Below are 12,576 nucleotides of genomic sequence, written 5' to 3'. Positions count from 1 at the left end.
GCCTAGGCCGCTGCGCCCAGCATGGCGGCAGCGGACAGGACCGGATAGCGGCACGTCGCCATGATCCGCGCCGTCTCGGAGCAATTCGGGGCAGGCGTATGCAGCACGCGCAGGTCCATCAGGAACACATCGCCCACCTTCCCGCACAGCTCGACCACTTGCAGGTCTACACCGTGCATCTGCCCCTTTGCTTCAGCCGGATTGGTGATCGGTGTACGAGCGGGATCGAACAGCCAACGGAAGAACGGCTCCGCCGCCAGCTTCTGCTTAACCTGCTTCGACTTCAGGAACTGATCGCCATTCAAGAGCCTGTGTGACCCGGCAACAACCAGCGTAGCCCCGCCGCCGGGGTCGACATCCTCGAGAAAAGTGAAGGCTTGTAGCCCCGGTGAAGCATCCTCGCCCAGCCGCGGCATATCGAGATGCCAGACATCGTGCGGCACCTGCCAGTCCTGCTGCCCCGGAAGGGTGAACAGCAGTTGCTGTCCGGGCGGGAGCGGCATGACCCCTTGGCCGAGGATTCCCTCGACCATTGTTTGGACAGGTGCGCCTAGCAGGTCCGGGAAGGTCGGGTCATAATTGAGCGCGTTGAGAGCATTGCGGAATGGCTTGGGATAGCCGAAGGAGCTGGGCGAGTGCATCCAGCGCCCCTCGCTGAACAACCCGTGCTCGTTCGCCAATGCCAGCACCCGGTCGCGCGCAGCGTGAACATCGTGCGGCGCGACCATGCCTTCGACCTTCACGAGGCCGGATCGGATCATCTCAGTCGACAGGGGTTCGGACTGCTTCATCGCCGCGCGGGATTATCCCATCGGGCCGCGCGGCTCAACTGCGTGGCACCCCATGCAAGCGCGGGTGCCCGGAACGCACTCGCCTTCATGGCCGTTCCGTCTATAAGCACTTCAAACGCTTAACCGACGGGACGACCAATGACCGCTGAAACCAAACTCCCCACCGGCAAGGACCTGATCGCGGAGATCGACCGCCTGCGCAAGGAACGCAATGCGGTGATCCTGGCGCACTACTACCAGACCCCCGATATCCAGGATCTCGCCGATTACGTCGGCGACTCGCTGCAACTCTCGCAGATGGCGGCTGAAACCGATGCCGATGTCATCGCCTTCTGCGGCGTCAAATTCATGGCTGACACCGCCAAGATCCTCTCGCCCGAGAAGATCGTTGTCCTGCCCGATATGGACGCCGGGTGCAGCCTCGAAGACAGCTGCCCGCCGGAGAAGTTCAAGAAGTTCCGCGAGCAGCACCCTGATCACATCGCGCTGACCTACATCAATTGCAGCACGGAAGTGAAAGCGCTGAGCGACGTGATCGTCACCAGCTCCAGCGCGGAGACGATCCTGCAGCAGATCCCCAAGGACCAGAAGATCATCTTCGGGCCGGACCGCCACCTCGGCGGGTACCTGAGCCGCAAGTTCAACCGCGAAATGCTGCTGTGGCCGGGCGTGTGCATCGTCCACGAAGCCTTCAGCGAGACCGAGCTGCTCAAGCTCAAGCAGCAGTATCCGGATGCGCCGATCGCCGCCCACCCCGAATGCCCGCCTACAATAGTCGACCACGCCGATTACGTCGGCTCGACCAGCGGCATCCTCAAATTCGCCAAGGAATTCGAAGGCGACACGCTGATCGTCGCCACCGAGCCGCACATCATCCACCAGATGGGAAAGGCGCTGCCGGAGAAGAACTTCATCGGCGCCCCGGGTGCCGACGGCAACTGCAGCTGCAACATCTGCCCCTATATGGCATTGAACACGCTGGAGAAGCTCTACGTCGCGCTGCGCGACCTGGAACCACGCATCGAGATCGAGGAAGAGCTGCGCCTCAAGGCCAAAAAGAGCCTCGACCGGATGCTGGAAATGGCCAGCGGCACTGTCGGCAAGGGGGATCTGGGAAAGGTTTAGTGCCGTCCTAACAACCAACGATGCCTGTTTGAGTGGTTTCGTAAGTAGTCGTCATTCCCGCGAAGGCGGGAATCCAGGGCAGAATAGCGCAAGGTCACTCTGATTTCCCGCCTTCGCGGAAATGACGTACTAGGGGTTCCGCCCCACCGCCATCCCCGGCCCGCTTCTCGGCCGCTCGCTCCGCGCCACTACCAGTGCGCTGCCGAGGAGGCCCATGCCGATGATGTCCCACACGCCCAGCACTTCGCCGAACACGCCGTAGCCATAGAGCGCTGCCACCGCCGGTTGAGTCAGCAGCGCGACACCGATGATCAGCGGCGGGAAATGCCGCAGGGCGAACACCAGCAGGCCCTGCCCGACGATCTGGCTCGTCACTGAAAGCGCCAGCAGCGGCCCCCAGCCTGCCGCGCCCGGCAGGACCGGCTCCCCCAGCACCAGCGCCAGCACCAGCAGCACCGGGCAAGCGAACAGGCTGACCCATACCAACAGGCTCCACGCGCCAATGCCTTTGCGCGCGTCCTGCAAGGTCAGCAGGTAGATCGCGTAGCTGAGGCCCGCGGCGAGGCAGAACAGGTCGCCCACCAGTGTCGCAGTGCTGATCTCGAGGCTCTCGCCCATCAGGATCGCCGCCCCGCCCAGCGCGAAGACGATGGCGAGCCATTCCATCCCCTTGGGCAGGGTGCGGCTGACGATGAAGCCCCAGAACAGCAGCACGACGCTGCCCGCATTGCCGAACAGCGTCGCATTGCCGAGCCGGGTCAGCCCTATGCCATAGTGCCAGCTGGCCAGGTCGAGCGCGAAGGCCGTACTACCCAGCGCCACCAGCATCAGCGTCCGCCGTGGAATCCCGCCCAGCGCCTGTCCGTTGGCCCGGGCCAACAGCATCAAAATCGGCAGCGCCAGGAACAGCCGCCAGAACGCCGCGCTGACCGGCCCGGTATCGGCAAGCCGCACCGCCCACGGACCCAGCGCCAGCGCGACGTTGCCCGCCAGCAACGCCAGCAACAGCAGCCATTGCCGGCCTGACACATTTTCGACGGTTGCACGCTCCATCGCGCTGCCCTAGCCGCTGTTAACCGAGTTGAAAAAGAAAATGCGGAGACTGAAATCTATGCACGACAGCCTGTTCCAGCCGCTGACCATGGGCGCCCTCGAGGCGAAGAACCGCATCTTCATGGCGCCGCTGACCCGCGGGCGTGCGGCCGAACCGATGTTCGTCCCCAACGAGCTGATGGCAACCTATTACCGCCAGCGTGCCGGCGCAGGGATGATCCTGACCGAAGCGACCGGGATCAGCCGCGAAGGGCTGGGCTGGCCGTCTGCCCCCGGTATCTGGAGCGACGAACAGGCCGAAGCATGGAAGTTGTCGACCGAGGCCGTCCACGAAAAAGGCGGGCTGATCGTCATGCAGCTGTGGCACATGGGGCGGATCGTCCACCCCTATTTCCTCGATGGCGAACCGCCCTTCTCTGCCAGCGCCACCAAGGCCCCCGGCGAAGCACATACGCCGGTCGGCAAGCAGGAATATGCCACTGCCCGCGCCATGTCGCTGGACGACATCAAGCGCACCATCGGCGACTATCACAACGCTGCCGCGCAGGCGAAGAAAGCCGGGTTCGACGGCGTCCAGCTGCACGGGGCCAATGGGTATCTGATCGACCAGTTCCTGCGCGATAGCTCCAACCTGCGCGACGATGACTATGGCGGCTCGCCGGAAAACCGCACCCGCTTCATGCGCGAAGTGCTCGAAGCGCTGATCGACGTCTGGGGCGCGGACCGCGTGGGTATCCGCCTCTCGCCCAATGGCGAGACGCAGGGCTGCGATGACAGCGACCCGCCCGCCACCTTCGGCGCTGCGGCCAAGGTCTGCGAAGAGCTGGGCCTTGCCTTCGTCGAGCTGCGCGAGCCGGGGCCGGATGGCACCTTCGGCGCCACCGATGTGCCCAAGCAAAGCCCGCTGATCCGCACGCTCTATTCCGGCCCGCTGATCCTCAATTCGGACTATGACGCGGCGCAGGCCGATGCCGATGTCAGCAGCGGCAAGGCCGATGCCATCAGCTTCGGGCGACCCTATATTTCCAATCCGGACCTTGAGAAGCGGATCGCCGTTGGCGCACCCTTCAACCCCAACAAGGATGTGCCCAAAAGCTGGTATTTCCCGATCCCCGAAGGTTACATCGACTATCCCACGCTGGAAGAGGAGCAGGCACAGGTCGCCTGAGGCTTCGCCGCCCGAGGACCAACTGAGGCCAAAACCATGCCCGCACGATCCTGGCTCCTTGTCCCGGCCGACATCGAGGCCAAGCTGGCGAGAACGCCGGGCGTTGGCGCGGGTATCGTTGTGCTCGATCTCGCTTCAGTGTCGGAGGGCAAGAAAGCCCAGGCCCGCGAAAACGCTGTCCAGTTCCTGACCAAGCAGCAACACCAGCTGACCAACAAGAAACGCTTCGATCGCTGGGTCCGGATCAACCCGATCGGCAGCCCGCACTGGAAGGAAGATCTCAATGCCGCAATGGCCGGGCGGCCACAGGGCATCGTCCTGCCCCGCGCCATGGGGCCCCAGCAAGTGCAGATGCTGGCGGCCGACATTTACGAGCTTGAGCAGAAGCTCAATGTTCCGCACAACTCAGTCCGCATCCTGCCACAAGTCGGCGATGCCCCTGAGGCCGCGCTGCTGATCCCGCAATTCGCGCAGGATCCCCACCCCCGTATCCTCGGCCTGTCATGGGATGCGCAGGCACTGGCGGCCGCTGCGCACATGGCGAGCGCCGACAATGACGCAATCCGGGCCATCCGGGCGCAATTGTTGCTGACCGCCAAGGCGCGCGGATTGCAGGCCATCGAAAGCCCGAGCGGGCTCGTGAAGAGCTCGGAAGCGCTGGAAGCAGCCGTGCAACGCGCACGGATGAACGGCTTTGACGGGATGATGGCGCGCCACCCGGCCCAGGTTCCGGTGATCGAGCAGGTCTTTACCCCTACCGAAGAAGAACTGGTGGCCGCGCGTGCCGTACTATCCGGTTTTGAACTCTATCCCGAAGCGCAGGTCGTCACTGTCGATGGCCGTTCGATCGACCGCATCGGGCTGGAACGCGCCAAGCGCTTGCTGGACATCGACTAGCCTTCTTCAGCCGGCTCTTCCGGCGCTGCGGCTTCTGCCGGCGCGACCGGTTCCGCCGCTTCTTCCGGCCCTTCCTGGCCAGCGTTGCCACCGCCGCCGGTTTCGGTCGGCGAAGGCTTGAGCGACGGCGACTGTGATTTCACCGCATCGGTCGCCAGCATTGCATCGCTTATGCTCCCGCCCTGTACCTCGCCCTGTGCGTCGCCGTCGGTCACAGTGGGTGCATCTGCGGATCCACCACAGGCTGCCACAGCCAAAGCCAGAACCGCTGCCGAAGCAAAACCGCCGTGCCGCATCATGCCTGCTCTCCTTCCAGCGCGGCAAGAAAGCGCGGCGCTTCGGCCTGCAATGCCGCATCCCACTCCCCCGGTGCAAGCGCGATTCCCAATCGGGCGAGGCTGGTGACGCCGAATTCATCGATTCCACATGGGACGATGCCGGCAAAATGGCTCAGGTCAGGATCGAGATTGACGGAAAAACCATGCATGGTGACCCAGCGCCGCACGCGCACGCCGATGGCACCGATCTTGGCTTCACGACCATCGATATCGGTGGTCCAAATACCCACCCGGCCATCAACCGACCAACTTTCGACGCCGAAGCCGCGAAGGGTCGCGATCACCCAGTCTTCCAGCGCGTGGACGAAGCGCCGCACATCCTTACCCCGCTGCCTGAGGTCGAGCATCACATAACCGACCCGCTGCCCGGGCCCGTGATAGGTATAGCGACCGCCCCGCCCAGCCTCGACCACTTCGAACCGCGGCTCGAGCAATTCGTCAGCGGCTGCGCTGGTCCCGGCGGTGTAGACCGGTGGATGCTCCAGCAGCCATACCAGCTCGCGAGCCTCGCCCGTTGCAATCGCGGCGTTGCGCGCATCCATGACTTCGAGCGCTGTGCGGTAAGGCACTTTCTCGCTCTCAGTCTGCCACTCCGGCATCTCGGCTGGGTCCAGGTCTGTGCTTTGAGCCATAATCGCCAATTGCGTGGCGTGGGTGGAAGCGCTTATCAAGGGGCAAGTTGCTGGCAGGGAGGGATCGCCAATGAAATTCGACATGAGCCGCGCCTGGGATGACGGGATCGCCATGCTTCGCCGCAACACCAACATGGTGACGATCATTGCGGGGGTATTCTTCTTCCTGCCCTATCTCGTGTTGATGTTGATGACCCCCGACATGAGCCAGAACCCGGCCATGCAGCCGGGGGCGAACGATCCCGACGCGATGATGAATGCGATGATGGCGGTCTATCGCGAGATCTGGTGGTTGATCCTGCTGATGGCTCTTCTGCAAGGCGTCGGCACACTGGCGATCTATGCCCTGATCTCGCACAGCAACCGACCGACCGTGGGCGAAGCGATCGGTTTCGGCTTCAAGGGCTTGCTCCCTTTCCTCGGGATCGGCCTGTTGCAATCACTCGCGCTGATGCTGGTGGCCGGTATCCCGCTGGGCATCGCCGCAGCAACCGGGTCAATCCTGCTCATCTCGCTGGTCGGCCTGACTGCGGTTGTGCTGGTGATCTATGTTTACACCAAGTTTTCGCTCTCAGTCGCCGTCATCGGCATGGAGAAGCAGTTCAACCCCGTCAAAGCGATGGGCCGGTCGTGGGCGCTGACGAAAGGCAATTCGCTGCGGCTGTGGCTGTTTTATTTCCTGCTCTTCCTTGCCTTCGGCGTGCTTTCGGCAGTGGTTGCCATGGTGGTCGGCCTGGTCCTGAGTCTTGCCGGGCCGGAGGTGGCGCTGTTCGGCAATGGGCTCGTTTCATCGCTGATCAACACGGTCTTTGTCTGCGTGTTCCTGTCGGTTGTCGCGGCGGCCTATCGCCAGCTCTCGGGTGGCACGCCGGATTCGATCAGCGAGACATTCGACTAGGGGGCCTTATTCCTTCCAGCCCCAGAACAGCTTGCATGGCAGCACGTTCCAGAACTCGAACCCGCTATCGATGCGCTTGAAATCGGCCCGCATGAGGTCGCGTACGGCGGCAGTGAACTGGTAGGCCATGAAGGCTCCACCCGGCCGCAGGATACGGTGCGTTGCGGAGATGATGGCTTCGCCGACGCCGCCGGGAAGCGTCGAGAACGGCAGGCCAGACAGGATATAATCGGCGTTGTCATGCCCGGCGAGGCGGACGATCTCTTCGACATCCTCTGCAGACCCGAGCACTGCGGTGAAGCGGCTGTCCTTGATCGTCCGGTTGAGGAATTCGACGTAGAGTGGGTTGGTATCGATAGCGATCAGCTGTGCATCGCCTTTCATCCGTTCCAGCACCGGCAGGCAGAACGTCCCTACACCCGGGCCGTATTCGACAAACAGGTTGCACCTCTGCCAGTCGACCGGCGCCAGCATCTTGTCGATGGTGAAGCGCGAAGAGGGGATGATCGAGCCCACCATGCGCGGGTGCTCGAGGAATCCCCGGAAAAATACACCCCATTGTCCGAGATACCGCCCGACCCTGTGTTTCAATCGATCGCGCAAACGCTCGATCGCGGTTGAAGCATTGTCGTTCAAGCTGGTCCTCCGGCATTTCGAACAGGCGCGCTGTTCCACGGGCTTGCGCGGCAACAGGTGGCAGCTTCGCAGGCCCATTGCAACCGCGCGGGCGCAGGCGTAGCGGTGCGCCATGGCCGATGCCGATCCCACCGAAGCGATACCGCTCGCCCCTCTTCCTGTTGCCGGCCAGGCGATTTCGCGTGGGCGGCTGGTGCTGCTGTTCATGGTCATGCTGGTGACGGCAGCTGGCAACACAGCCATGCAATCGGTGATGCCTTCGATCGGGACGGCGCTGCAGGTGGACGATGTCTGGATCAGCCTCGCCTATACCTGGTCGGCGCTGCTGTGGGTCACCTGCGCCCCGATGTGGGCCAAGCGTTCCGACAAACGCGGTCGCAAGGCGATGATGGCGCTGGGGATGGTCGGTTTCATCTCCTCCATGACCTTGTGCGGGATCGCTCTTCAGCTGGGCCTCGCTGGCGTTCTTACCGCTTTCTGGACACTGGTATTGTTCGCGCTTTGCCGCTCGCTTTATGGCCTGCTCGGCTCAGCCGCACCGCCGGCAGTACAAGCCTATGTCGCCAGCCGCACGCCGCGCAGCGAGCGGACCCAGGCGCTGGCGCTGGTCGCTTCCAGCTTCGGGCTTGGCACGGTCCTCGGGCCGGCACTGGCGCCGTTGCTGTTGTTCCCCGGGACCGGGCTGACCGGCCCTTTCTATGCCTTTGCCGCAGTCGCAGTGGTGGTGCTGATCGCGTTGCGGCTGCGCCTGCCCAACGATGAGCCACAATTTGCCGCCCGGGGCCGGGCATTCGATGCACCCTACGGCAGCGGGGCCGGTCGCCATGTCCGCGACAGCGACCGATCCGAAGACGACGAGGAAGACAGCGGCGAAATGCAGGCCGCAAGTGACAGCGAACCGCCTGAGCTGAAATGGACCGACAAGCGCCTGCTGCCGTGGATGGTGGCCGGGTTGCTAGGCGGACATGCGCAAGCCATGATCCTCGGCATTTCCGGCTTCCTCGTGCTCGATCGGTTGCATTTGCGCGATACGCCGGAGGCCGGGGCAGGCCCGGTCGGAATCGTGCTGATGGTGGGGGCAGTCGCCACGCTGCTCGCACAATGGGGTTTGATCCCGACGTTGCGGCTCGGCCCCAAGGCCTCGACCCTGTGGGGAATGCTGCTGGCGATCGTCGGCGTTGCCATCATCGCCGTCGCGCAAGACCTGCATGCCATTGCACTGGGCTTTGCTGTCGCGTCGCTGGGCTTCGGCCTTTACCGGCCCGGCTTCACAGCCGGTTCCTCACTTGCCGTCACCCGGCCCGAACAAGGGCAGGTTTCCGGCAAGGTCGCCAGCATCAACGGTGCCAGCTATATCTACGCCCCGGCACTGGGAGTCTGGCTCTACGGCCATTCCGACTGGCTCGGCTTCGCTGTCATCATCGGGTTCTGCCTGGCGGTTTTCGCGCTGGGTCATCGCTCGCTTCAAAGCGACGAATACCTCACCCGCGACCGGGGCTGACCGCGTGGATCAAAGGATATCCAGCACTGTGTCCTGAGGCCGGCACAACCGCACGCCCTTGTCCGTTTCGACCAGCGGGCGGTTGATGAGGATCGGATCGGCCGCCATGGCATCGAGCACGGTGTCCGCATCCGCATCGGGCAGGCCGCGCTCCTCGGCGTCGGTGCCGCGCAGACGCAAGCCTTCGTTCGGCGTCATCCCGGCGTCGGCAAAAAGCTGCGCCAGCTTGTGGCGGCTGGGCGGTTCCTTGAGGTATTCCACCACTGTCACATCGACCTTCGACAGGTTCTCGAGGATGGCGAGCGTCTTGCGCGAAGTGCCGCATTTGGGGTTGTGCCAGATGGTCGCTTTCATGTGTTCCTGCCTCGTGAATCGCTGATCGGGTACGTGGCGAATTCCGCTAGCAGCAAGAGTTTTTCCCGCCAAGCAACACACAGTGCTTGCAATTGCGAATTATTCTCAATAGCACGGAATCAGTTATCGAGAATCGTTCGCAAGAAAGACATTATATGACCTCTGCACTCCGCCGCGCTACCTTCCTGGCCGGTTCCGCCCTCACCTGTGTTGCTGCCCCGGCTTTCGCTACGGCAGAAACTGCCGATCAGGCTCCGGAGCGCGACTACCTTCCGGCGGAAATTGTCGTGACCGGAAGTGTAGACGGCTACAGCAATGATGACGGGTCGAGCGGCACCAAGACTCCGACGCCGCTGATCGATGTTCCGCAGACGGTCGCCACGATTACCGATGACCAGCTTGAAGACCAGGCCATCACCCAGCTCTCCGAAGCACTGCGCTATGTACCCGGGGTCAGCACCGAATCGGGCGAAGGCAACCGCGATGCCGTGTTCATCCGTGGCCAGGAAACCACCGCCGACTTCTATCTCGACGGCCTGCGCGATGATGCGCAGTACTATCGCTCACTTTACAACGTAGAACGCGTCGAAGTGCTCAAGGGGCCCAATGCGCTGATCTTCGGGCGCGGCGGTGGCGGCGGCGCGATCAACCGCGTCAGCAAGACCGCCAAGGTCGGCGACAGCTTTATAGAAGGCGACGCTTCGGCCGACACCTTCGGTGCTTTTGCCATCGGCGCAGACCTCAACCAGCCGTTGTCGGATAGCGTCGCGCTGCGCATCGCTGGTACCTATGAGGAATTCAACAACGACCGCGATTTCTACGACGGCCGCTTCATCGGCATCACTCCGACAATCACCGCCCAGCTCGGCCCGGACACGCGCCTTACCGCGAGCTACACTTATGACGACGACAGTCGCCTCGCCGACCGCGGTATCCCGTCCTTCAACGGTGCACCGCTCTTCGGCTTCGAAGAAACTCTCTTCGGCGTCGCCGACTTCAACATCTCCGATACCGAAGTCAACATCGCCCGGGCCCGGATCGATCATGATTTCTCGGATGCCTTGAGCGCCAATGTCTCAGTCCAGTTCGCCGATTATGACAAGCTCTATGCCAATGTCGTGCCTTCAGGCAGCGACGGAGCCAGCGTGACACTCTCCGGCTATCGCAACGATACTGACCGGCAGAACCTGATCGGCCAGGCCAATTTCATCTGGCAGGTCAATACCGGTAGCGCGCGCCATATGGTGCTATTCGGCTTTGAGGCCGGCGACCAGAACACTGACGACAGCCGCCTGGGTATCAGCTTCGCTACTGCCACCGGGCCGGAATCCCGGGTAACGATCCCGCTGGCCGATGTGCTGGCCATTCCGGCTGTTTCGCTGACCGCGCCCATCCGCGCCCGCGACACCCAGCTGACGACTTTCTCAGCCTATCTGCAGGACCAGATCGACATTGGCGATCACGTCCAGATCATCGCCGGCGTGCGCTGGGACCGGTTCGATCTTGAATCGCGCGACCAGATCGGGGGCGGCATCAACGCCCGCATGGACGAGAAATTCAGCCCACGCGCGGGCCTTGTGATCAAGCCGAACGAGAACCTGTCGCTCTATGCCAGCTATGCGCAGAGCTTCTTGCCGCAATCAGGCGACCAGTTCACCAGCCTGTCGACACTCGACGCCGGGCTCGAACCGGAAAAGTTCACCAACTACGAGATCGGTGCCAAGTGGCTGATCCGTTCGGACCTGTTCTTCACCGCTGCCCTGTTCCAGCTCGACCGCACCAACACGACAGCACCGGATCCGCTGACACCGGGCAACGTCGTGCTGACCGGCAGCACCCGCACCAAGGGGATCGAGCTCAACCTCGTTGGCAAGATCACTCCGCAGTGGCAGGCCAATATCGGCTACACCTATCTCGACGGTGAAATTCGCAACGACACCGAGTCTGCTCCGGCGGGCACAAGGCTGGAACAGCTCCCCGAACACCAGATCAGCTTGTGGAACCGCTTCCAGTTCACCGATAGTTTCGCTGCAGGGCTTGGCGTCGTGTACCAGGACGAGCAATTTGCTTCCGTGAGCAATGCGGTGACCTTGCCGGACTACTGGCGGGTCGATGCAGCGGTGTTCTACGACATCAACGAGCGCGTTTCGCTGCAGGTGAATATCGAGAACCTGTTCGACGAAACATACTACCCGGCCGCACATGGCGACAACAACATCCAGCCGGCAGAACCCTTCAGCGCCCGCTTCGGAGTGCGCGTAAGGATGTAAAATCCTGATTTACCTCAAAATAACCATACCCCCTTAGAGGCGACAGCCACCTAAGGGGAGTACAGGCCATGCTGAGGAAATTGATCGGGGACGTAGCCGGCAGTCCTGCTGTGGAATTCGCCATCGTTGCGGCGGTCATTTCGATCGCCGCGCTCGGCGCATTCAAGACGCTGGGCGACACGTCGAGCAACCAGATGAGCAGCGTCGAGACCGCCTATGCGAAAGTGAACTAGTCGCGGGAGGTCATTCTTCCGGCTCAGGCGGGGCGATCGCAGGCACCGCCTTTGCCGCGTCTTCGGGATCGATGCCAGGAGCGGGAGCCGCGCTGATCCGTTCTTGCCGTCGCTCGACCCGTCCGGCGCGCTGGATTGCCCGAACCAAGCGGGGATAGACCCCACAACGGCACAGGTTGGGGATCGCCTGTTCGATCTCTTCTTGCGAAGGCGCGGCATTGCGTTGCAGCAGCGCTGCCGCTGCGATAACGATCCCCGGGGTGCAGAAGCCGCACTGGATCGCCTGCTCCGCAACCATCGCCTGCTGCACCGGATGCGAACGATCCCGGCTCAGCCCTTCAATGGTCGTGACAAACCGGCCTTCGGCTTCCTCCAGGGTGATCAGGCACGAACGCAACGCAGCCCCATCCACCAGCACCATGCAGGCACCGCAATCACCATTGCCGCAACCGTATTTTGTGCCGGTCAGGTTCGACGCGTCGCGCAGCGCCCACAGCAGCGGGGTTTGCGGATCCAGCTCGTATTCGACGGGGCGATCATTGACCGTCAGGCGTGGCACAGTCGCTGCTTCCTTTTACCTTGGACTGCCTATCACATGACATGGCGCGGGCGGACAAGCCTGCGCGCTGCCTTTTCCCTTCCCCCGACGCTCACCCCTCGCTAGGCGGGAAACGATGAGC

At 62.9% G+C, this 12,576-nt stretch carries 14 protein-coding genes; 7 read left to right on the top strand and 7 right to left on the bottom strand.

Features of this window, described 5'->3' with window-relative positions; all coding sequences use genetic code 11:
• Positions 1-2: 2 nt before the first annotated feature.
• Positions 3-791, bottom strand: coding sequence for a phytanoyl-CoA dioxygenase family protein (locus tag QPW08_RS04160; protein ID WP_284124483.1), 789 nt, complete (start codon positions 789-791; stop codon positions 3-5).
• Between the two features lie 138 nt (positions 792-929).
• Here QPW08_RS04160 and nadA point away from each other — a divergent pair, with 138 nt between their 5' ends.
• Positions 930-1,916: a quinolinate synthase NadA gene (gene nadA / locus QPW08_RS04155; RefSeq protein ID WP_284124482.1), complete on the top strand. Its 987-nt coding sequence runs from the start codon at positions 930-932 to the stop codon at positions 1,914-1,916.
• 129 nt (positions 1,917-2,045) lie between these two features.
• On the opposite strand, the gene QPW08_RS04150 is transcribed toward nadA, so the two are convergent.
• Entirely contained in the window at positions 2,046-2,969 is a 924-nt protein-coding gene (locus tag QPW08_RS04150) for a DMT family transporter (protein WP_284124481.1), read from the bottom strand.
• Between the two features lie 58 nt (positions 2,970-3,027).
• Between QPW08_RS04150 and QPW08_RS04145 the strand changes: the two genes are divergently transcribed.
• Entirely contained in the window at positions 3,028-4,137 is a 1,110-nt protein-coding gene (locus QPW08_RS04145) for an alkene reductase (protein WP_284126291.1), read from the top strand.
• A gap of 36 nt (positions 4,138-4,173) precedes the next feature.
• Positions 4,174-5,034: an HpcH/HpaI aldolase/citrate lyase family protein gene (locus QPW08_RS04140; RefSeq protein ID WP_284124480.1), complete on the top strand. Its 861-nt coding sequence runs from the start codon at positions 4,174-4,176 to the stop codon at positions 5,032-5,034.
• Here QPW08_RS04140 and QPW08_RS04135 read toward each other — a convergent pair.
• Positions 5,031-5,333 carry a hypothetical protein gene (locus QPW08_RS04135; protein ID WP_284124479.1) on the bottom strand — a complete coding sequence of 101 codons (303 nt, stop codon included), beginning with the start codon at positions 5,331-5,333 and terminating at the stop codon, positions 5,031-5,033. The genes QPW08_RS04140 and QPW08_RS04135 overlap by 4 nt on opposite strands.
• Positions 5,330-6,004 (bottom strand): lipoyl(octanoyl) transferase LipB, encoded by a 675-nt coding sequence (gene lipB / locus QPW08_RS04130; RefSeq protein ID WP_284124478.1) that lies wholly within the window; start codon positions 6,002-6,004, stop codon positions 5,330-5,332. Before lipB ends, QPW08_RS04135 begins: the two co-directional genes overlap by 4 nt.
• Before the next feature lie 70 nt (positions 6,005-6,074).
• Between lipB and QPW08_RS04125 the strand changes: the two genes are divergently transcribed.
• The gene (locus tag QPW08_RS04125) at positions 6,075-6,902 is read left to right on the top strand and encodes a glycerophosphoryl diester phosphodiesterase membrane domain-containing protein (protein ID WP_284124477.1); all 828 of its coding nucleotides are present in this window, start codon (positions 6,075-6,077) and stop codon (positions 6,900-6,902) included.
• Between the two features lie 6 nt (positions 6,903-6,908).
• On the opposite strand, the gene QPW08_RS04120 is transcribed toward QPW08_RS04125, so the two are convergent.
• A complete protein-coding gene (locus QPW08_RS04120) occupies positions 6,909-7,538 on the bottom strand; it encodes a class I SAM-dependent methyltransferase (RefSeq protein WP_284124476.1) in 630 nt (209 codons plus the stop codon).
• Positions 7,539-7,650: 112 nt separating this feature from the next.
• Here QPW08_RS04120 and QPW08_RS04115 point away from each other — a divergent pair, with 112 nt between their 5' ends.
• Positions 7,651-9,039, top strand: coding sequence for an MFS transporter (locus tag QPW08_RS04115; RefSeq protein WP_284124475.1), 1,389 nt, complete (start codon positions 7,651-7,653; stop codon positions 9,037-9,039).
• A gap of 9 nt (positions 9,040-9,048) precedes the next feature.
• On the opposite strand, the gene arsC is transcribed toward QPW08_RS04115, so the two are convergent.
• On the bottom strand, positions 9,049-9,393 hold the full coding sequence (gene arsC, locus QPW08_RS04110; protein ID WP_284124474.1) for an arsenate reductase (glutaredoxin): 345 nt from the start codon (positions 9,391-9,393) through the stop codon (positions 9,049-9,051).
• A 155-nt stretch (positions 9,394-9,548) separates the two neighbouring features.
• Here arsC and QPW08_RS04105 point away from each other — a divergent pair, with 155 nt between their 5' ends.
• Both QPW08_RS04105 and QPW08_RS04100 read left to right on the top strand, forming a co-directional pair.
• The gene (locus QPW08_RS04105) at positions 9,549-11,663 is read left to right on the top strand and encodes a TonB-dependent receptor (RefSeq protein ID WP_284124473.1); all 2,115 of its coding nucleotides are present in this window, start codon (positions 9,549-9,551) and stop codon (positions 11,661-11,663) included.
• A 68-nt stretch (positions 11,664-11,731) separates the two neighbouring features.
• A complete protein-coding gene (locus QPW08_RS04100; RefSeq protein WP_284124472.1) occupies positions 11,732-11,896 on the top strand; it encodes a Flp family type IVb pilin in 165 nt (54 codons plus the stop codon).
• A gap of 10 nt (positions 11,897-11,906) precedes the next feature.
• Here QPW08_RS04100 and QPW08_RS04095 read toward each other — a convergent pair whose 3' ends face one another.
• Positions 11,907-12,455 (bottom strand): (2Fe-2S)-binding protein, encoded by a 549-nt coding sequence (locus tag QPW08_RS04095; protein ID WP_284124471.1) that lies wholly within the window; start codon positions 12,453-12,455, stop codon positions 11,907-11,909.
• Positions 12,456-12,576: the final 121 nt, after the last annotated feature.

Source organism: Parerythrobacter aestuarii (assembly GCF_030140925.1).
Classification (GTDB): domain Bacteria; phylum Pseudomonadota; class Alphaproteobacteria; order Sphingomonadales; family Sphingomonadaceae; genus Parerythrobacter; species Parerythrobacter aestuarii.
Note: the sequence above shows the minus strand (reverse complement) of the source record. Positions and strands in the feature narration are given on the sequence as shown.